The organism is Hyunsoonleella aestuarii (assembly GCF_006148925.1).
Classification (GTDB): Bacteria; Bacteroidota; Bacteroidia; order Flavobacteriales; family Flavobacteriaceae; genus Algibacter_D; species Algibacter_D aestuarii.
Genome location: NZ_VAWB01000001.1, coordinates 1,044,583 through 1,066,643, shown reverse-complemented (window position 1 = coordinate 1,066,643; position 22,061 = coordinate 1,044,583). Strand labels below are relative to the sequence as shown.

The window sequence follows — 22,061 nt, the reverse complement described above, 5'->3', positions numbered from 1 at the left end:
ACTTCTCTTGAGTTATTTAAGTACGTCTTAAGGCAGTTGAATCTGGGAGCTTATATAATGTGATTAAAGCAGCAATAATGATAATATTCTTAAATATATATTGACCGAGTAGTGTAAAAGAATACGGCGCGACAGAAAAAGACATCTCTGAAAAGGCAAAAAGAGGTATAAAAGTGAGAATAATGTGAGCAAAAGTTACTTTTAGCACAAGTCTTCTTTTAATGTTTAAAATTAGCATGATTCCAATTAAAGTTTCCAAAAGAGCCAATAAAATTATGGAAACACTCTTCGGTATTAAATGTAGTGTAATGATGTCAATTGTGTTTTGGGCTAAACTTTCTGCGGGACTTTGAAGTGGGAAAAACTTTAAAGTACCAAACCATAGATATACAATGCCAATTGTAATGGCTAAAATATGGTTGGTTTTAATTAGTCTAATAATTGCCATAACTTTATTTTACAAGTTGCACAATGGAGTAAAACATATTCTTGAAGAAAGAACCAATGACTGCTAAAGTCATTTTTATTTTGGTAATTTCCAAATTAGATTATAATAAAAAGGGCTTAAGCTTTCGAAATCGATTTCGGTGTTTAATAATGACCTTTTAAAAGTTATAATCGAACTTTATTAAGATTAAGAAGTAAATTTATTAAACCGATTTGGTATTATTTAAATAAAATATATGAATAATAAAATTTTAATTTGGTCAGTAACCGCTGCTTTAGCAGGATTTCTTTTTGGGTTTGATACTGTTGTAATTTCAGGCGCAGATAAGAAATTACAAGCTCTTTGGGGCTCTTCTGATGCTTTTCATGGAACCGTGGTAATGGCAATGGCATTATGGGGAACTGTAGTAGGAGCATTATTTGGAGGTATTCCTACTAACCGCTTAGGTAGAAAGAAAACCTTAATAATTATAGGGGTTTTATATACAGTTTCAGCAGTTGGCTCAGCATTGGCCAACGACCCTTTTGTGTTTGCTTTTTTTAGATTTGTTGGCGGTCTTGGCGTTGGAGCATCTACCATTGCTGCACCAGCTTATATTTCGGAAATAGCACCAGCTAAGGACAGAGGAAGGCTCGTAGCCTTATACCAATTCAATATTGTTTTCGGGATTTTAATAGCGTTCTTATCAAACTATTTGTTAAATGGCATTGGTGAGCATGCATGGAGGTGGATGGTTGGCGTCGAGGCTTTTCCGGCAGTAATATATACCGTATTGATGTTGAGCGTTCCAAAAAGTCCAAGATGGTTACTGTCAAAATCTAGAAACGATGAAGCCAAAAAAGTTTTATCAATAATAAATCCAAATGAGGACACAGAAAAATTATTATTAGGTCTTCAATCTTCAAATCAAGCAGAAATAAAAAATGAAAATATTTTTTTAAAGAAATATAGGTTGCCATTAACCTTGGCGTTCTTAATAGCCATGTTTAATCAGTTATCTGGGATTAATGCGTTTTTATATTATGCTCCGAGAATTTTCGAGGAAGCTGGTTTAGGAGAAAGTACAGCGTTATTGAGCAGCATAGGTATTGGGGTTACAAATTTAGTGTTCACACTTTTAGGCGTCTTTTTAATAGATAGGTTAGGTAGAAAAACATTAATGTATTTTGGTTCTGTGGGGTATATAATTTCGCTAGGACTTGTTGCTTGTGCCTTTTTCTTTGAATGGACAGGAATGGCAGTGCCTATCTTTTTGTTTTTATTTATTGCATCCCACGCTATAGGACAAGGTGCGGTAATTTGGGTTTTTATTTCTGAAATATTTCCAAATCATTTAAGAGCTTCAGGGCAATCTTTTGGCAGCTCCACACATTGGTTTTTGGCAGCATTAATTCCTGCATTAATCCCGCTGTTGTTTTCAACTATTGGAGCTGGAGTTGTATTCCTGTTTTTTGCTATTATGATGGTTTTCCAACTATTATTTGTGATTTTTATGATGCCAGAAACAAAAGGAGTTTCGCTTGAAGAATTAAGTAAAAAATTAATTAAAGATGAAAAATAAAAAACAGTTTTACACAATATGTGTTCTTTTATTCGCTTCATTTTTTATTGCTTTTGGTTGCAAAAAAAATATTAAAACGAATGATATAGAAGAAATAACAACTCCAACAGAAGTTAATAAGGAAGAAACCTTATACAGGCCTAATTTTCATTTTTCTCCCAAAGCTAATTGGATGAATGATCCTAATGGGATGTTTTATTTAAATGGTAAATATCATTTATATTTTCAATATTATCCAGACGGCAATGTTTGGGGTCCAATGCATTGGGGACATGCCGTTAGTGAAGACATGGTTACTTGGGAAGAACAACCCATTGCACTTTACCCAGACGATTTAGGGCTTATTTTTTCAGGAAGTGCCGTAGTTGATAAAAACAATACTTCCGGATTTGGAAAAGATGGTATCGCTCCAGTAGTTGCCATTTTCACCTATCACAACATGCAAGGAGAAAAAGAAGGGAAAATAGATTTTCAAACCCAAGCCATCGCTTATTCATTAGATGAAGGAATGACCTGGACTAAGTATGACAAAAATCCAGTAATTTCTAACCCAGGTATAAAGGACTTTAGAGACCCAAAAGTGATTTGGGATGATAAAAGTAGCAAATGGATAATGGCTTTAGCAGCTGGAAATAAAATAATGTTTTACAGTTCCATTAATTTAAAAAACTGGAATTTTGAGTCAGAATTTGGAGAGTTTTTAGGCGCACATGGTGGTGTTTGGGAGTGCCCAGATTTATTTCCATTAAAAATTGATGGAAGTGATACAAGCAAATGGGTGCTAATAGTTAGTATCAACCCTGGTGGGCCAAATGGCGGTAGCGCCACGCAATATTTTGTAGGGGATTTTGATGGCAACAAGTTTGTTCTGGATGAGGACTTTTCTAATCAATTGCAGAAACAGAATGCTGTATGGTTAGATTACGGCAAAGATAATTACGCGGGTGTCACGTGGTCTAATATTCCAAAATCTGATGGACGAAAACTGTTTATTGGTTGGATGTCTAATTGGGATTACGCACGAGAAGTACCCACTTTTAAATGGCGTAGTACCATGACTATTCCAAGAGAACTTAAACTAAGAAAAACGGAAAAGGAGTATTATTTACAAAATTTACCAGTTAGCGAACTGTATAAGCATGCCTCAAAGAGCATCAAAAAAGATTCATTAAATGTCGACGGACTTAATGACATTTTTAGAAACGAAAATATAGATCTTTCAAAATTGAATTTAGAATTGAAATTGAACAACTTGAAAGAGAAAATTTATACTATAAATTTTCTCAACAAATCAGGTGATACGCTTTCGTTAGGATTAAATAATGTAGACAAGGCGTTTTTTCTGGATCGAAGAAAATCAGGAAAAGTAGATTTTTCCGAAAAGTTCGCGCCTAAAGTTTCTGAAGTTAAAACTGATGCAATTCATAAAGAATTAAAAGTTCAAATACTATTGGATAAAACATCTATTGAGGTTTTTTACAATGACGGGGAGGTGGTTATGACGGAATTATTTTTTCCAAATGAACCTATGGAAACGTTTTCGATTACAATTCATGATGATTACGTTTACTTAACAAATATAAAAGTTCAAGAATTTAAATAAATCTATATTTAGGAATGTCAAATATTGTTTGTTTTGGCGAGGTTTTGTGGGACGTATTTCCAACTTATAAAAAAATTGGTGGTGCACCACTTAATGTTGCTTTAAGGCTTAATTCTTTTGATAATGCTGTGACTATGATAAGCAGCGTAGGCGATGACGCTCTTGGTGTAGACCTCTTAAAGTACCTAGAAGATATTGGGTTCGATAAGTCGTTTATTCAAATTAATAAAGAATTTAAGACTAGTAAAGTGTTAGTAAGTTTAGACGAAACAGGGTCTGCCAATTACAGCATAGAATTCCCATGCGCATGGGATAATATTCATCTTGATGATAAGTTTTTAGATGTTGTAAAATATGCTGACGCTTTTGTTTTTGGTAGTTTGGTTTCAAGAAATACCGTTTCTTATAACACATTATTACAACTTCTGGATGTTGCGAAATTTAAAGTGTTTGATGTTAATTTAAGACCGCCTCATTATAAAATTGCAGTTTTATTTGAACTTATGCAAAAGGCCAATTTTATAAAATTTAATGATGACGAGTTATTTGAGATTTGTAAAGAATTGAATTTTAATTCCAATGACCTGCAAAAGAATATTGAATTTATATCTAAAGAAACAAACACAGAAGCTATTTGTGTAACACTAGGAGGTGATGGAGCTATATTATTTCAAGGTAAAAAATTTTATAGAAATAATGGTTACAAGGTTAAAGTAATAGATACAGTTGGCGCTGGAGATTCGTTTTTGGCAACTCTAATTCATCAAACTTTAAGAAATGGTAAACCAAGTGAAGCATTAAACTATTCATGTGTCGTTGGAGCAATTGTAGCATCGAAGTCAGGAGCAAATCCTAAGGTCACCTCTAGTGAGATTGACACATATTTAAAAAGATAAAGAACTCAGAAGATGTTAATAATGACACCTAAAGGTTTTTATAAAAAGCTTCAATTTCTTGCTAAGTACACATATTTTAATTAGTTTAATTGCTTATATAGTAATTTTTGTAGTAGATTTTTCTCAAAGTGTCAAAAATCGAAAACGTTTTCGGTGTTAATTTTAGCCTTTTGCACTCAATTTTTTGACACAAAAGAAAAGAAACTTCAAATTTGTTTTTCATGTTTTTTTTACGATGAATGTGCAGAGCGCCATTATTATCGTTTTAAAATGACCAAAAACACAGATGTGTATGGTTTTTGTATAGGTTTTTTTTAAAAAGATTTTTGAAAAAAAACGCATATTTGAAGCTACATTTAATTAAATGTTAAAATTGTTTGATTTTTTTCACTGAGTAATAACAAACAATATTGATTTTTTTTTTTGATAGTTTTAAAGCCGAATTGAAATAAATAAAGAATTTTAAGAGAAAATTTAATAATAAATCAACAACTAAAACAATAAATTAATTCACTAACTCAATACTAAATAAATATGAAAATTAAATTACTTAAAAATTTGACCCTTTTAGGATTTGTCTTATTTGGGGTATTTGCTTATGCGCAAACAGTTTCAGGTGTTGTGTCCGATAATTCAGGACCCTTACCAGGAGTAAACGTTTTTGTAAAAGGAACTACTATCGGAGCTCAGACAGACTTCGATGGGATTTACAAACTAGAAAACGTTTCTTCCGATGCGGTTATCGTGTTCAGTTTCTTAGGTTTCAAAACTCAAGAGGTAGCTGTAGGTAATCAAACCACAATTAATGTGACTTTGGAGGAAGATACCGCGCAACTTGATGAGGTTGTTATTATAGGTTATGGTACAACCACTGTGAAAGATGCAACAGGCTCTGTCGCTTCTGTAAAAGCAGAAGACTTTAACAAAGGGGTTATTGCTTCTCCAGAGCAACTTATTCAAGGTAAGACTGCTGGTGTGCAGATTGTTCAATCGAGTGGACAACCTGGTGCTGCAGTTAATATTAGAATTAGAGGTACAGCATCTATTAGATCTGGGAATAATCCATTATTTGTAGTAGACGGTGTTCCGTTAGCTGGTGATAGTACTTCTGCCGACGGCGCTGATATTGGTTTTGGTTCCAGTAGTGCTTCTAACCCTTTAAACTTTATTAACCCTAATGATATTGAAAGCATTAGTGTTTTAAAAGATGCATCTTCAACCGCTATTTATGGTTCAAGAGGTGCAAATGGTGTTGTAATTATTACCACTAAATCTGGTAAAGGTGTTCAAGGCGATAGATGGGAATTCAATCAAACAATTAGTGTGTCTAAAGATCGTGAGAGATATGATCTTTTAAATGGACCTGAGTTCTTGCAAGCTGTTCAACAATATGGAGGTGATCCTGTTGGAGCCGATTATGGGAACAATACAGATTGGCAAGATTACCTTTTACAAACTGCCGTATCTAACAATACCAGTTTAGCTTATTCTAATTCATATGAAAACGGTAATGTAAGAGCTACTTTTGGTTACGGTTTACAAAATGGAATTATAAGAAATTCTGGTTTAGAAAGAATAACAGCTAGGGTAAATGCTAACCATCGTTTTTTCGACGATAAGTTAAAAGTTGGAATACAATCTACTTGGTCGCAAGAGAATAATTTTGGACCTGGCTTAAGTGGTAGTGCAGGTTTCCAAGGAGATTTATTAGGTGCAGCTTACTCTGCTAATCCAACATGGCCTACCGATCCTGATTTTGCTGAGACTAATGGATTAATTAGTCCTGCAACATTTTTCAATTATGTTAGTAGTAATACTGAGACAAGTAGAATTTTGTTAAATGGTTTTGCTGATTATCAAATTAGCTCTGAGTTTTCTGCGAAGTTGAATCTTGGATATGATAAATCCAATTCTACAAGAGATATTGCAGGAAGTGCTTTGGCAAGAAATATTGGTGATGGAATTTTTGGCGAAGGTCGTGCATACAAAGGAGATGTAAACACAGAGAATCAGTTATTGGAGTTAACAGTTAATTATAAAAAAGAATTTGGAAATTCTAAATTAGATGTGTTAGCAGGTTATTCATTTCAGAGCTTTAATAGAAATGGTTTTGATGCCACTGGATGGGGCTTTGGAACATTAGCTTTACAAGAAATGTACAGTGATATGGAAACTGCTATTGACTTAGTAGGAGGCGGCATCCAAGGAGGTTATCAGCAGTATGGCTATACTTCTAATGGTGTGTTTGTAAATAGGTTATTTCCAACGCCAGCAACAACTAATCAAGGTGGTCCAGCGGGGGTTCCTGTAAAGTCGCTTGCTGTTAATACTTATGACGTAACCGACGAATTACAGTCATATTTTGCTAGAATTAATTATACAATTGCAGACAAATACTTGTTTACTGGTACAATTAGAGCAGATGGTTCATCAAAATTTGGTGGGTCAAATCAGTATGGTTACTTCCCTTCTGGAGCCGTGGCTTGGAAAATAAACGAAGAAGATTTTATTGGGGACAATGTTTCCACTCTTAAAATTAGATTAAGTGCTGGTATAACTGGTAATCAAGATGGTTTAGGATATGGTAATTTTATTCAAAGAGAACGTTTTGCTGGAGCTGGTATTGAAAATAATGGAAATATAAATGTTCCAGGGTTATCTACAGTTTCGTTTGCTAACCCAGATTTAAGATGGGAAGAAACAGTTTCTTATGGTGCAGGTATAGATTTTGGTTTTAATAATGATAGGTTATCTGGTAGTATTGATGTATATAGAAGAGAAACTAATGATTTATTATTTTTAATTCAGGCCGCCCAACCTTCACCTCAACCAACGTTTTTTCAAAACTTAGATGCAACCTTATTAAATCAAGGTCTTGAATTTTCAATTGATTATGATGTTATTTATGAAGATGATCTAACGTGGAATGTTAATTTTAACATGGCTTATAACGAAAACGAATTACAAGATTTCGGAGGATTAATTCCAGCAGGAACTATTTATGGTCAAGGATTGTCGCAGGCGTTTTCTCAAATTTTAGCCGGAGGTCAACCTTTATTTTCGTATTTCTTAAGAGAATTTGAAGGATTTGATTCTAATGGACAGCCTATTGGTGATAATCAGACGTTTGTAGGTAAAAGCGCCTTACCTGATGTAACAGGTGGATTCTCTACATCAGTTACTTATAAAAACTGGGATTTCTCAGCCTATTTTAACGCTCAATTTGGTGGTTACAATTATTTTAATACGGAAAACGCTTTATTCACTGCTGGTTCTATCGCTGGTGGACGTAATGTTACTAGAAACGTATTAACCAATGGAGAAGCTGGAAATGCTGAAGCGGCAGTTTCTACGAGATTCTTATATAAAAGTGATTTTATCCGTTTTCAAAATGCAACCCTTGGGTACAATTTCGACCTAAAAGAAGGTGCTGCTTTTACAAATTTAAGATTATATGTTAACGGGCAGAATTTATTTGTAATAACCGATTACCCTGGTTTAGACCCTGAGGTAAGCACCTCTGCAGCAAATTCAGGCTTATTAAATGGATTACCAACTGCTGGTATTGATTATGCAGCTTATCCTAACCCAAGAACGATTACTTTAGGACTTAACGCACAATTTTAAAAAAAGAAAGAAAATGAAAAAAAGAACAAGTAAAATGAAAGTAACATTGTTATATGCATTTATAGCAATGTTTGTATTGTCATGTACCGATCTAGATTTGATTGTTGATGACTCGATTGTTTCTGAATCCACTGGAGATGGATTTACAGGAGTTGCTGATGCTCAGAGCTCATTGGATAATCTTTATAATGCAATTCGTGGTCAAATTGAACCACAGGATGGATATTATGCCTTACAAGAAGTTTCTTCTGATGAGTTGTTAATACCAACAAGAGGAACAGACTGGGGGGATAATGGTATATGGAGAGTATTACATACGCACACATGGCCTGCTTCTCACCAATATGTTTTGAATGTATGGAACGCCTTTAATTCAGATATATTTTTAGCAAATCAAATTATTGATTCAAGAAGTAATGCTCCTGCTGATGTATTGGCTCAAGCAAAGTTTTTAAGAGCATATAGTATGTGGGTTATCTTAGACCTTTATGGTCAAGTACCTTTTAGAGAAGTTGATGAAGGTCCAGAAATTAACCCAAGAGTTTTATCTAACACTGAGGCATTAGCATTTATATTACAAGATATCTCTGATGCAATGCCTGATTTACCAACTATTGGGCCTACTGGTACAACAAATTTGGCTAGTAAAGCTGCCGCAAACTTTTTAAAGGCTAGAGTTATGTTAAACGCTGGTATTTATAGAGGTGAGGGAGCGCCTAATAGCTCGGATATGGCTGACGTTATTTCTGCAGTTGATGCTATTGCAGCCGATGGATTTGCTTTGCAGTCTGGTTATTTCGATCTGTTTGATGGAACAGCAAATAATGAGCGTGTATGGTATACTACTGCTGGAACAGGAAATAGAATGTGGGGAGGATTACATTATAATATGCCGTCTACAGACAACAGTGGTGGTGGATGGAATGGATTTACTACTTTAGGAGCTTTTTATGATTCTTTTGAAGGAAATCCAAACTCAAACTATGTAGGTGATAATCAAGAAGAACGTAGAGGATGGGTTCCAGATGCGTCTAACGCTGATGCGACAAATCAAGGTTTCTTCTATGGTTTTGGTATTGGGCAACAATATAACGCTTCTGGTTCACCAATTCAGGCAAGAGCTAATAAACCACTAGTATTTACAAAAGACCTTCCAGGACTAGTAGGTAATAGTGATGTTACTGGTATACGTGTATTAAAATATCATCCATCGAATGGTGCTTTTTATGGAGGTGTTATTCTGTTTAGATATGCGGACGCTCTCTTAATGAAAGCTGAGGCTTTAATGCGTACTGGAGACGATCCTACCTCTTTGGTGAATGAGTTAAGAACCCTAAGAGGCGCTCAACCACTTGGTAGTGTTTCTGAAAGCGATTTATTAGCAGAACGTGGTAGAGAATTATATATTGAAATGGTTAGACGTACTGACTTAATCCGTTTCGGTAAATTTGTTGAGGAATATGAGTTTATGGATCCTAGCGCTGTAGGAGATGTAACTAAAAATTTATATCCAATTCCTGCAAATGCTTTATTATCTAACCCTAACTTAGTTCAAAACCCAGGGTACTAATAATATAGTATAAAAATTTTATAGAGTTTATTCAAAGAGGGTTTTATAGCCCTCTTTGTTTATTTAGTATCAAACTTGGTTATATTTGATCCATGCAAAAAATTAAATATTATCTGGTCTTATCAGTAATAATATGGTTCTCCTGTAAGAAAGATAGAGATGTTTTATTTACCGCTATTAGTACTGAGTCATCTCATATAGATTTTCAAAATACAATTTTTAATAAGCAGGATTTTAACATATTAAACTACCTTTATTTTTATAATGGAGCAGGTGTATCTGCTGCCGATTTTAATAATGATGGTTTTTGCGATTTGTACTTTGTCGCCAACCAAGCGGCCGATAAGTTATACCTAAATAAAGGAAATTTTGAATTTGAGGATATTACATTGTCCGCAAATATTGATAATAGCTCGAATTGGACAACTGGCTCAACGGTTATTGATATTAACAACGACGGTCTATTAGATATTTATATTAGTAAATTAGGCAATTATCCTGGTATAGATGGGCATAACTTATTATATGTAAATCAAGGGCTAAAAGAAGGAGTGCCAGTTTTTAAAGAGAGTGCAAGCGAGTATGGTCTTAACATTAAGACTTATGCTACTCAGGCCATTTTCTTAGATTATGATCAGGATTCCGATTTAGATATGTTCTTGTTAAACCATTCCACGCATCCAAATTCTAACTACGGTAAAGGTAAATACAGAACTAAATTAGATTCACTTTCTGGAGATAGATTTTATGAAAATGTTGACGGGAAGTTTAGCGATGTAAGTTTTGATTCTGGAATTTTTCAAGGCAAAATAGGTTATGGATTAGGAGTGTCTGCTGGAGATATTAATAATGATGGATACCCCGATATTTATGTTGGTAATGATTTTTTTGAAAATGACTATTTATATATCAATCAAAAAGATAAAACATTCAAGGATGTTATCTCCAATAATTATTTACAGCTTGGGCATACCTCTCATTTTTCAATGGGAAATGCAATTAGCGATATAAATAATGATGGTAACATGGATATTATTTCTCTTGACATGCTGCCAGAAAACTTAAAGACTTATAAAACTTCTGGCTTAGAGTACCCTTATCAAATGTATGAGTATTATTTGAAAAATGGTTATTCACCTCAATTCATGCAAAACACCTTACACATTAACAATGGAAATAATAGTTTTAGCGAAATAGCACACTTAGGTGGGGTTGCTGCTACAGAATGGTCATGGAGTCCAATAGTTTGCGATTTTGATAATGATGGCAATAAAGACATGTACATTACCAACGGTATTTTAGGAGCCACTAATGACATGGATTTTATTAATTTCATTTCGAATGAGAATATTCAAAAACAATTGGGTAAAAGTATATCTGACAAGAATTTGGCTTTATCTAATGAAATTCCACCTAAAAAAGTAAAGAATTATATTTTTAAGAATAAAGGGGATAATACGTTTTTAGACAAGACAGGAGATTGGACAAATGATAATGTTTCTTTTAGTAATGGTGGCGTTTATGCAGACCTTGACAATGATGGAGACATGGACTTGGTAATTAATAATATTAACGAGCCAGCTTTTATTTTAAAAAATAATTCAGAAAAGTATAACCCAGATAACAGGTTCTTAAAGATTAAGTTTAAGGGGCCTGAAAAAAATATATTTGGAATCGGATCAAAAGTAAAAGTTTATTTAAAAGATAAAATTATTACCGAAGAGAATTATACTACTAAAGGATATTTGTCGTCAGTGGAACCTTTAATGAATATAGGTTTAGGAGCATTCCCTAAAATTGATTCCCTAGAGGTTATTTGGTCTAATGGTGCTTTTCAAACAATTAAAGATATTCCAGCTAATTATAGAATCGAAGCAGATTTTAAAAATGCCTCAAAAAATTATTATGAGTATTATCAAAAATTAAAGCGTAAATCTTTATTAGTTAACTCTAGCCCTTTATTTGAGTTTACACATAAGGATCCTACTTCTATTGAGTTTAATAGGGATCCATTAATTCCTTATGCAAGTACAAACCACGGACCAAAAATGTCTGTAGCCGATATCAATGAAGATGGACTTGATGATCTATTTATTTGTGGAGCAAAGGCACAAAGTAGTCAATTGTTTATTCAAAACGAAAATGGGCAATTTATCTCTTATCAAGAAGATCTTTTTCTGAAAGACGCGATAAATGAGGATGTAAGTAGTATTTTTTTTGATGCAAATTTAGATGGGTTTCTAGATATTTTAGTGGTAAGTGGCGGCAACGAATTTAAAAATGGCAAACCATTGAATCCAAGATTGTATTTATATGATGGAAATGAATTTAAAAAGGATACCATTCAATTTAATAATGTCGAGGTTAATGCTTCAAAGGTTACAGCTGTAGACATTAATAATGATGGTTATTTAGATGTTTCAATATCATCAAACCTAGTTCCATGGAAATTTGGAAATACGCCAAAACAATATGTTTTTAAAAATAATGGAAAAGGGTCTTTTACCGATGTAAGTGAAACTTTTGCAAAAGACCTTCAGGGTGTTGGGAATGTCGAAGATATTGTGTGGATTGATATTAATAATGATACCTATGTAGATGCTTTGGTTTGCGGGCATTGGATGCCTATTTCTATATTTATAAATGATGGAGAAAAATTAGCGTTACATAAAGAAAGTAACCTTATTGAAACTAATGGCTGGTGGAATACAATTAAAGTTGCAGATTTTGATAAAGATGGAGATATGGATTTAGTAGTTGGAAACTGGGGTCTTAATACTAGGTTAAAAGCATCCAAAAATGAGCCAATAACACTTTATAATAATGATTTTGATAATAACGGGAATACAGATCCAATAATAACATATTATTATGAGGGACAAGAAACGCCATTTTCATCAAAAGATGAATTAGCAAAGCAACTGCCTTTTCTTAACAAAAAATTCTTAAGCTATAAAGATTTTGCAAACGCTTCGTTTTCTGAATTATTACCTCAAAATAAAATTGATGAGTCAAATAAAAAGCAAGTGTTCGATCTTTCTAGTAGTTATTTTGAAAACCTTGGTGACAACACGTTTAAGAAACATAAGTTGCCATTAATGACCCAAATTTCTTCAATAAACGCTTTGCATATAGATGACTATAATGATGATGGTTTTTTAGATATATTTTTAACGGGAAACACTTATGATATTAGTACACAATTAGGTAAATTAGACGCTTCACACGGTAGTATTTTGTTAAACAATAAAGAAGGTTTTTTTACACTCCTTAAAAATCAAGACTTCGATGTATCTGGTTCAGCAAGAGACATTCAGAAAATTAATTTTGATGATGAAACATACTATATCATCGCTATTAATAATGGTACACCTGTTTTTTTAAAGAAAAATAAATGAGATTACATTTAAAATTTACAAGCATTTTGTTGGCAATAGCTCTTGCGTTAATGCTCAATTCTTGCAATTCTGATAAGAAGGAAGAACAACGGCCTGAAGTTATAAATAAGCCCTTGTTTTCACTTACAAATCCGGAAGACACTGGTATAGACTTCACTAATGAGGTAATTAACCAAAAAGACATGAATATCTTTAAGTATAGAAATTTCTATAATGGAGGCGGCGTGTCTATTGGAGATATAAATAACGATGGACTCCCAGACGTATACCTTACTGCGAACATGGGAGAAAATAAACTCTATTTAAACAAAGGTGATTTTAGGTTTGAAGATATTTCACATAAAGCTGGGGTTCTTGGAAAAAAGCCATGGACTACAGGGGTTGTTATGGTCGACATAAATGGAGATGGGTTTTTAGATATTTATGTCTGTAATGCTGGCAATATGGAAGCAGATAATCATGATAACGAGTTGTTTATCAATAATGGAGATTTAACTTTTACAGAAAAAGCCAAAGAATACAATCTTGCGAAGTCTGGTTTTACTATACACGCCTCATTTTTTGATTATGATAAAGACGGCGATTTAGATGCATATATTTTAAACAATAGTAACATTCCTGTAAATACATTAGGATATGCAGAGCAAAGAGATAAAAGAGCAGAAAATTGGGAAAATGTTCCTGAAATCTTTCGTGGCATGGGAGATATGTTACTGCGAAATGATAACGGCTATTTTACAGATGTAAGTGAAGAAGCTGGAATTTATGGAAGTTTAATAGGTTTTGGGTTAGGTGTTTTGGTAAGTGATGTTAATGGAGATTTATATCCAGATATTTATGTGACCAATGATTTTTATGAGCGGGATTATCTCTACATAAATAATCATGATGGCACCTTTACAGAAGACATTAAAAATTGGGCATCTCATATAAATATTTCGGCAATGGGTGTGGATATGGCTGATGTAAATAATGATGGTAATATTGATGTTTTTGTAACTGACATGCTTCCAGAAAGTGATAAAAGAATTAAAACAGTAATGGAGTTTGAAGGATATAATATCTTCAAATTAAAGCAAGGGAAGGATTTCTATCAACAATACATTCAAAATTCATTACAGTTAAATAATGGCAATAAATCTTTTTCTGAAATAGCACACTTTAGTGGTGTTTCTGCCACAGATTGGAGCTGGGCAGGATTGATTTTTGATATGGATAATGACGGGTTTAAAGATATTTTTGTCACCAATGGTATTAATCATGATCTCACTGATTTGGACTTCATGGATTTTTTTGCCAATGACATATTACACAATATGGTATTAACAGGGCAAAAAGAAGAAATAGATTCCGTTATCAATAAAATGCCTATTAAGCCTCAACCAAATTATGCTTTTAAAAACAATGGAAACCTTACCTTTAATAACGCAAATAAAGAGTGGGGTTTCGAAACACCAACTTTATCGAATGGAGTGGCGTATGGTGATTTAGATAATGACGGCGATTTAGATTTAGTAGTAAATAATGTTAACATGAAATCGTTCATTTATGAAAACAACACTGAATCTTTAACCTCAAATAATTATATTAAGATAAAGCTTAATGGTAATACTCCTAACAATTTTGCAATTGGTAGCAAATTGGAATTGCACTCACAAAACAATATTATTGTGCAAGAACTAATGCCTTCAAGAGGGTTTCAATCATCCATGGATTATATTATGAATATTGGACTTGGAGATGTTAATACTATTGACTCCCTGCGCATAATTTGGCCGGATAATAAAACCCAGAAGCTTTTAAACGTAAAGGCTAATCAACAAATTACAGTTGAGCAATCAAGTGCAAAAGAAGTTTACAGACCAATTACACCTGGTAGTCAAGATGCATTTTTAAAAGAATTACAAAATGATGATTTAATAACCCATTCTGAGAATAATTATTCTGACTTCGATTATGAAGGTTTAATTTCTAAAATGTTATCTCAAGAAGGACCTGCAATGGCTATAGGTGATATTAATAACGACGGGAATGAAGATGTTTATATTGGAGGAGGATCATCTCAGTCTGGGGCTTTGTACTTAAATATCGGCGACGGTAAAGTTAGGTTATCTACTCAAAAATCTTTTTCGAAAGATGATATTTATGAAGATACTGCTGCGTCATTTTTTGATGTAGACGGCGATAGTGATTTAGATTTAATGGTGGGCTCAGGAAGCAATGAAGTAGGTCAAGATAAAAATAATGTTGCCAGACTTTATTTAAATGATGGACTTGGAAACTTTAAAAGATCAGAAGTCAAAATTCCAAACACTAGAAATAATATTTCTGTTATTAGCACAAATGATTATGATAATGACGGCGATATAGATGTTTTTATCGGCTCTAGGAGTGTTGTAGGAACTTACGGGCTCAATCCAGATCATTTGCTACTTATTAATGAAGGGGATGGCTCATTTGTTGACGGTACACAGAGATATGCATACGATTTAAAGGACGCTGGAATGATTACAGGGGCTGTGTGGGCAGATATAAATACTGATGGTAAGAAAGATTTAATTACCATTTCAGAATGGGACACGCCAAAAATATTTTTAAATAACGGGAAACAGCTCGTTAAATTCCAGTCTAGTTTAGATGATTTATCAGGTATGTGGAGCGCTATCGAAGTTTCCGATTTGGATAAGGATGGAGACTTAGATTTAATAATTGGTAATCAAGGCACGAACACCTTTTATAAAGCCTCTAAGGATAGCCCAATGAAATTATGGATTAATGATTTTGATGATAATGGTACTATAGAACAAATAACTACTCAGTTTGTTGATAATAAAGACTATCCAATTTTAATGAAAAAGGAATTGACTGGTCAGATGGTGAAACTTAAAAAACAAAATTTAAAGGCTTCAGAATATGCTTCAAAATCTATAGACCAATTATTTGCTCAAGATGTAATTGAGAACTCAATTGTAAAAACATTAAATATTGGAGAAACTATAATTGCTATAAATAATGGTAATGGTGTTTTTAATATAAAAGCCCTTCCAAAGGAAGTACAGTTTTCATGTGTTTGTGGTATTCTGTGTGAAGATGTAAATAATGACGGAAATATTGATCTTGTAATGGCAGGGAACAACTTTGAGTTTAAACCACAGTTTTCTCGATTGGATTCAAATTTTGGAAGTATATTATTGAACAATGGTGACTTAGAATTTGAATGGCAAGACTATAAAGAAAGCGGTTTTTTCATTAAAGGCGAAGTTAAACACTTGTTGCAATTCAAAGACAATGATGGAAGAGCATATATTATTGCAGCTATAAATAACGAAAAACCTAAAATATTTTTATTAAATGAGTAAATTCTATATTTCAATAGTATCATTTTTAATTTTATTTAGTTGTGGAGGTAAAGATGAAGTTATTTTTAGAAATACATCTCCTCAAAATACAGGTGTCGACTTTACAAATGCATTAACAGAAACAGATGATTTAAATATTTTGGATTATTTGTATTTCTATAATGGGGGTGGTGTAGCTGTTGGAGATATAAATAACGATGGTCTTTCAGATATTTATCTTTCAGGTAATCAGGTTAAGAATAGATTATTTTTAAATAAAGGGAACCTAAAGTTTGAAGATATTACAGAAAAAGCAAATGTTTTTGGCAATAGTACTTGGAACACAGGTGCAGTAATGGGAGATGTTAATGGAGATGGCTTTCTAGATATTTATGTCTGTGCTGTAGTAGGTATAAATGGATTTATAGGATACAATGAACTGTTTATTAATAATGGAGATAATACATTTACAGAAAGTGCGGCTAAATATGGATTAGATTTTGATACATTCAGCTCTTCCGCTGCTTTTTTAGATTTTGACCTTGATGGTGATTTAGATATTTATTTATTAAATCATGCCATTCACACCCAAGAATCTTTTGGAAGATCAAATTTAAGGTACAAAAGAAACTATCAAACAGGAGATAAGCTTTTACGTAATGATGGAAATAAGTTTATTGATGTGAGTGAAGAAGCCGGTATTTATGGAGGAATTAATGGCTATGGACTAGGGGTCTCAATTGCAGATTTTAATCAAGATGGATTTCCAGACATTTTTGTTGGTAACGATTTTCATGAAGATGATTATTATTATTTGAATAATGGAAATGGAGCATTTACCGAAAGTGGTAGAAACTATTTTGGTCACACTTCAAGGTTTTCAATGGGTAACGATGTTGCCGACATAAACCATGATGGTTGGCCAGATCTTATTTCGCTTGACATGCTTGCTGAAGATGAAACCGTGTTAAAATCTTCTGAAGGTGATGATAACATACAAATTCAAAAATTAAGAATTCAGCAATACGGATATAACTATCAGTTTACTCGTAATATGCTCTTTATAAATCAGCAAGACACTCCTTATTTGGAAACCGCTTTACTGAGTGGGATTTCTAGTACAGACTGGAGTTGGAGTGCGCTATTTGCAGATTACAATCAAGATGGAGAACAAGATTTATTTGTTTCAAACGGCATACCAAAACGACCAAACGACCTTGATTTTATAAAGTTTGCATCAAGTGATAAAATCCAAGTTAAAATTAGTAAAACAAAACTTGTCGATCAGGAAGCCCTAGATTTGATGCCCTCAGGCAAAGTTCATAATTACATTTTTAAAGGAACAGAGAGCTTTTCTTTTGAAGATAAATCGGGTTCTTGGATCACGGACGATAAAACTGTTTCTGGGGCAACAGCTCTAGGCGATTTGGACAACGATGGCGATTTAGACTTAGTGATAAATAATCTAAATTCACCAGTGTCAATTTATGAAAACACCATTAACGAGAAGGCAAATTTTTTAAAAATAAAGCTTAAATATAAAAAGCCTAACAGCCTTGGAATTGGAGCTAAAATATTTTTATACAGTAATGGTGTAATGCAATATAAAGAGTTATATACAGTTAGAGGTTTTCAGGCGTCTTCGGAACCAGTAATTCATTTTGGATTAGGGAATCAACAGATTGTTGATTCATTAAAAATTGTCTGGCCAAATAAAACATTTCAAACATCATCTAATGTTGAAGTAAATCAAACAATCGAAATAAACTTAGGTAATACATCAGTATTTAATTATGAAGTCTTAAAAGGAAATGACAAACAATTATTTAATAAGGTTGAAAATAATTTAGGAATTGATTTCACTCACAAAGAAGACAATTATGTAGACTCTAATAGGCAAAAATTAATTCCTTATCAAGTTTCAGATCGTGGTCCAGCTACCTCCGTTGGAGATTTAGATAATGATGGATTGGACGATATATTCTTTGGAAGCTCCAAACACATGCAGTCAAAAGTCTACTTAAATTCTAATGAAGAATTTTCCGAAGCTGAAATTGATATTTTAAAAAACGAATCTGTAAAAGAAGATGTTGTTTCTTTAATTGCTGATTTCAATAATGACAAAAGGAATGATATAGTTATAGGAACTGGAGGAGCAGATTTTTACAATAAAATGAAACCATTATTGGACAGTTATTATGTTTATAAGGATTCAAGTTTTACTTCACAAGCATTACCAAATTATTTTGAAAATGCTTCGGTTACCATTACGAATGATTTTGATAAGGATGGTGATCTTGATATTTTCGTTGGAAGTAATGTTGTTTCAAATGACTTTGGCAGCATTCCAAGTTCTTATATATTAAATAATGATAATGGTGAATTTTCATTAGCAGAAAATAAATCATTAGAAAAAGCGGGTATGATTACCGATGCCATTTGGGATGATTATAACAATGATGGCTATACCGATCTGATAGTTTTAGGAGAATGGATGGCGCCCAAGTTCTTCAAGAATGACAAAGGAAAGCTAAAAGAAGAAAAAGTTTATAATGAAGAACTAAATGGACTTTGGCAAAGTATTGAAGCGTTTGATATTGATAATGATGGTGACAAAGATTATTTATTAGGTAATTGGGGAAATAATACAAAATTCAAAGCCTCAAATGAGGCACCAATGATAATGTACTTTTCTGATTTTGATGGTAATGGTAGTACAGAAACTATAGTTTGCACAGAAAAAGAAGGTAAATACTATCCGTTGTTAAATTTCGATGACTTATCAACCCAAATAGTCAGTTTAAGAAAAAAATTTTCGTCATATAAAGATTTTGCTGGAAAACCAATCGAATTAGTTTTTGACAAGCAAGCTTTAGAAAAGGCTATTGAATTAGAGGTGCATGAACTGCGCTCAGGTTATTTAAGGAATGATGGTAATGGTTTTTCTTTTGTGCCTTTTAAAGAAGAGTTGCAAGTATCACCAATAACATGTTTTTTAAATTTTGATTTTGATCAAGATGGAAAAAATGAGGTACTCGCTGCAGGAAATTATTTTGGTGTTACGCCTTTTCATGGTAGATTTGATTCATTTCCAGGGGCAATTATAAAATCAAAGGAAGAGATTGTGCTAGGTAATAAATTAGGATTACAGTTAAGTAATTATTCTGCTAGACATCTCAACATAATAAATAATAAAGGCAAAAAGTATTTACTTGTAACTATTAATAATGATAGAGTCCAAGTATATGAGTTATCAAATTAATTCTTTAACAATGAATTCAACGAACAAGTTTTTAGTATTAATAGCATCTTTTCTAATAATCACATCTTGTGAAAAACAGTACGAACCGATAAAGGTTACTGCTAATAATTTTCATAATTCGGTCAATAGAGTTATCGATGTTATGATTCATGATATTTTTTCTCCTCCAGTAGCAAGTCGTGTATTTGCTTATCCTAACATAGCGGCTTACGAAATTATTGCCCAAAATGATGAAAACTATAATTCTTTAAGTGGTCAGATAAACACTCTTGGTAATATACCAAAACCTAAAAACGAAGACCAGATTAATTATCAGTTGGCTGCTTTTATGACACATCTCGACTTGAGCAAAAAACTTATTTTTTCTGAAGAAAAGTTAGACGTATATCAAGACAGCCTTTATAGTTTGTGGGAAACTGCTAATCCTATCGAGTTTGAAGAGGCAAAAGCTTATGCTTCTGATGTGACTGGATACATTTCGAATTGGATGGATAAAGATAATTATAATCAAACGCGAACTATGCCTAAGTATACGGTTAATTCCTCAGAAGATTGGAGGTGGCAACCGACTCCTCCATCGTATATGGATGGATTAGAACCTCATTGGAATAAGATTAGACCATTCGTGTTAGATTCAGCGTCTCAATTTAAACCAATTCCTCCTCCTGAATTTTCAATGGATAAGAACTCTAAATTTTATAAAGAGTTAAGAGAAGTCTATGAAATTACCAATGAAATGATTCAAATTGGAGATGAATCAGAGGAAGTCCAAATAGCAAAATTTTGGGATTGTAACCCTTATGTATCAGTAAACAGAGGGCACCTTATGTTTGCGGTTAAAAAAATCACACCTGGAGCACATTGGATTTTAATTACACAGATAGCATGTAAGAATACGGATTCAGATGTTAACAAATCAATTTATGCTTACACAAAATCGTCAATAGGAATTGCTGATGCTTTTATTAGTTGTTGGGATGAAAAATACCGAAGCAATTTAGTTAGACCAGAAACACTTATCAATAAATATTTTGATGATGAATGGAAACCAATATTACAAACACCACCGTTTCCTGAGTATACTAGTGGCCACTCCGTAGTGTCTGGTTCTGCTGCTACCGTGCTTACAGATGTATTTGGTGAAAATTTCACTTTTTTAGATGATAGTGAATTGCGATATGGACTACCAATTAGAACCTATAATTCCTTTAAGCAGGCTTCAGAAGAGGCGGCTATAAGCAGGATGTATGGTGGAATTCATTATAGAGCCGCGGTAGAGGAAGGAATAGGGCAAGGTAATAAAGTAGGCGATTTAGTTGTTGAAAGGTTGAATATGGTTAATTAAATGAAAGTAATAAAAATTTTAAAAATTCTTTCAATAGCAATTATTGCTATTGGGATATGGTATTTTTTCATCAAGGATTATAATTATAAGATTACCTTTAAAACCAAGCAAACTCCAGTTATAGTTTATAATGAAATTATTAACTGGAATGATGGGAGATCAAAAAGAGAGCAACAGGTTGTTTCAAATTTGAAAAAAACGCCATTTGAATCGGTTTACCAAGAATTAAAAAACGGAGATTCAATTGTAAATTTGAATTGGACAATTAAAAAGGAAAATGATAGTATTACGGTCGTAACGCTTAAAATCAAAGATTCTAAGAATAACTTTAGTCAAAATATTCGAGCATTATTTGGTAATAATGCGTTCATAGCAAAAAGAATATCAAAAGTTAAAGAGTTGAACAACAAAATAGAAGAGCAGAGTAAACGACATAAAATATCTTCTATATCAAAAACGAAAGTTCCATTTATTAACTGTGCATGTATTTCCTTAGAATCAGATTTATCAAGCAAAGCGTTGACTATGGTTAGCAATATTAGTGTTTTAACAGACTATGCTAAGAATAATAATATTGAATTATCTGGACATCCTTTTTCGGAAGTTACTTATTGGGACACAGAAAGTGAAAAAATTAAATTTAATTTTTGTTTTCCATTAGAGCATAGAGAAAAATATCCTGAGAATAAGCAACTGTTTTTTAAATCTATTAAAGAGCATCTTGCTTTAAAGACTGTGTTTAATGGAAATTATAACATGTCTCATTTAGGTTGGTATCGCATTTTAGATTATTCCAATAGAAATAATATTAATATAGAAAAGTCTATAATTGAGATATATTTGAATGATCCCCATCAGGGCGGCAATCCACTCGATTGGGAAGCCGAAATATACATGCCCATAAGAACGCAAGAATAAATTAGTTTAAGCCTCCTTTTCTTAGTAATTCTTGTTACGGCAGCTTCATTCGAAAACGATTTCGGTTAGTGAATTCCATTTTTTAGTCCTATAAA

General features: G+C 32.9%; 11 protein-coding genes. 10 read left to right on the top strand and 1 reads right to left on the bottom strand.

From position 1 onward, the window contains the following. Positions 1 to 16 precede the first annotated feature (16 nt). Positions 17 to 448 (bottom strand): DoxX family membrane protein, encoded by a 432-nt coding sequence (locus tag FEF17_RS04860; protein ID WP_139001230.1) that lies wholly within the window; start codon positions 446 to 448, stop codon positions 17 to 19. A 235-nt stretch (positions 449 to 683) separates the two neighbouring features. Between FEF17_RS04860 and FEF17_RS04855 the strand changes: the two genes are divergently transcribed. The 10 genes from FEF17_RS04855 (at position 684) to FEF17_RS04810 (ending at position 21,966) form a co-directional block, all read left to right on the top strand. Further along, entirely contained in the window at positions 684 to 2,009 is a 1,326-nt protein-coding gene (locus FEF17_RS04855) for a sugar porter family MFS transporter (protein WP_139001229.1), read from the top strand. Beyond that, on the top strand, positions 1,999 to 3,612 hold the full coding sequence (locus FEF17_RS04850) for a glycoside hydrolase family 32 protein (protein ID WP_139001228.1): 1,614 nt from the start codon (positions 1,999 to 2,001) through the stop codon (positions 3,610 to 3,612). Before FEF17_RS04855 ends, FEF17_RS04850 begins: the two co-directional genes overlap by 11 nt. 14 nt (positions 3,613 to 3,626) lie before the next feature. After that, positions 3,627 to 4,508, top strand: a complete 882-nt coding sequence (locus FEF17_RS04845) for a carbohydrate kinase family protein (protein ID WP_139001227.1) — start codon at positions 3,627 to 3,629, stop codon at positions 4,506 to 4,508. A 534-nt stretch (positions 4,509 to 5,042) separates the two neighbouring features. Then, on the top strand, positions 5,043 to 8,135 hold the full coding sequence (locus tag FEF17_RS04840; RefSeq protein ID WP_139001226.1) for a SusC/RagA family TonB-linked outer membrane protein: 3,093 nt from the start codon (positions 5,043 to 5,045) through the stop codon (positions 8,133 to 8,135). A gap of 13 nt (positions 8,136 to 8,148) precedes the next feature. Further along, positions 8,149 to 9,705: a RagB/SusD family nutrient uptake outer membrane protein gene (locus FEF17_RS04835; RefSeq protein ID WP_139001225.1), complete on the top strand. Its 1,557-nt coding sequence runs from the start codon at positions 8,149 to 8,151 to the stop codon at positions 9,703 to 9,705. A 92-nt stretch (positions 9,706 to 9,797) separates the two neighbouring features. Then, positions 9,798 to 13,103 carry a VCBS repeat-containing protein gene (locus FEF17_RS04830; protein WP_139001224.1) on the top strand — a complete coding sequence of 1,102 codons (3,306 nt, stop codon included), beginning with the start codon at positions 9,798 to 9,800 and terminating at the stop codon, positions 13,101 to 13,103. Further along, positions 13,100 to 16,462 carry a VCBS repeat-containing protein gene (locus tag FEF17_RS04825; RefSeq protein ID WP_139001223.1) on the top strand — a complete coding sequence of 1,121 codons (3,363 nt, stop codon included), beginning with the start codon at positions 13,100 to 13,102 and terminating at the stop codon, positions 16,460 to 16,462. Before FEF17_RS04830 ends, FEF17_RS04825 begins: the two co-directional genes overlap by 4 nt. Beyond that, the gene (locus FEF17_RS04820; RefSeq protein ID WP_139001222.1) at positions 16,455 to 19,703 is read left to right on the top strand and encodes a VCBS repeat-containing protein; all 3,249 of its coding nucleotides are present in this window, start codon (positions 16,455 to 16,457) and stop codon (positions 19,701 to 19,703) included. Before FEF17_RS04825 ends, FEF17_RS04820 begins: the two co-directional genes overlap by 8 nt. A gap of 10 nt (positions 19,704 to 19,713) precedes the next feature. Next, positions 19,714 to 21,048: a vanadium-dependent haloperoxidase gene (locus FEF17_RS04815; protein ID WP_139001221.1), complete on the top strand. Its 1,335-nt coding sequence runs from the start codon at positions 19,714 to 19,716 to the stop codon at positions 21,046 to 21,048. Beyond that, positions 21,049 to 21,966 (top strand): GyrI-like domain-containing protein, encoded by a 918-nt coding sequence (locus tag FEF17_RS04810; RefSeq protein WP_139001220.1) that lies wholly within the window; start codon positions 21,049 to 21,051, stop codon positions 21,964 to 21,966. Positions 21,967 to 22,061 lie beyond the last annotated feature (95 nt).

What these genes read in the sequence shown, in the direction of transcription:
- FEF17_RS04860 (WP_139001230.1), bottom strand. Translation starts at nt 448, where the DNA reads ATGGCAATTATTAGACTAATTAAAACCAACCATATTTTAGCCATTACA.
- FEF17_RS04855 (WP_139001229.1), top strand. Translation starts at nt 684, where the DNA reads ATGAATAATAAAATTTTAATTTGGTCAGTAACCGCTGCTTTAGCAGGA.
- FEF17_RS04850 (WP_139001228.1), top strand. Translation starts at nt 1,999, where the DNA reads ATGAAAAATAAAAAACAGTTTTACACAATATGTGTTCTTTTATTCGCT.
- FEF17_RS04845 (WP_139001227.1), top strand. Translation starts at nt 3,627, where the DNA reads ATGTCAAATATTGTTTGTTTTGGCGAGGTTTTGTGGGACGTATTTCCA.
- FEF17_RS04840 (WP_139001226.1), top strand. Translation starts at nt 5,043, where the DNA reads ATGAAAATTAAATTACTTAAAAATTTGACCCTTTTAGGATTTGTCTTA.
- FEF17_RS04835 (WP_139001225.1), top strand. Translation starts at nt 8,149, where the DNA reads ATGAAAAAAAGAACAAGTAAAATGAAAGTAACATTGTTATATGCATTT.
- FEF17_RS04830 (WP_139001224.1), top strand. Translation starts at nt 9,798, where the DNA reads ATGCAAAAAATTAAATATTATCTGGTCTTATCAGTAATAATATGGTTC.
- FEF17_RS04825 (WP_139001223.1), top strand. Translation starts at nt 13,100, where the DNA reads ATGAGATTACATTTAAAATTTACAAGCATTTTGTTGGCAATAGCTCTT.
- FEF17_RS04820 (WP_139001222.1), top strand. Translation starts at nt 16,455, where the DNA reads ATGAGTAAATTCTATATTTCAATAGTATCATTTTTAATTTTATTTAGT.
- FEF17_RS04815 (WP_139001221.1), top strand. Translation starts at nt 19,714, where the DNA reads ATGAATTCAACGAACAAGTTTTTAGTATTAATAGCATCTTTTCTAATA.
- FEF17_RS04810 (WP_139001220.1), top strand. Translation starts at nt 21,049, where the DNA reads ATGAAAGTAATAAAAATTTTAAAAATTCTTTCAATAGCAATTATTGCT.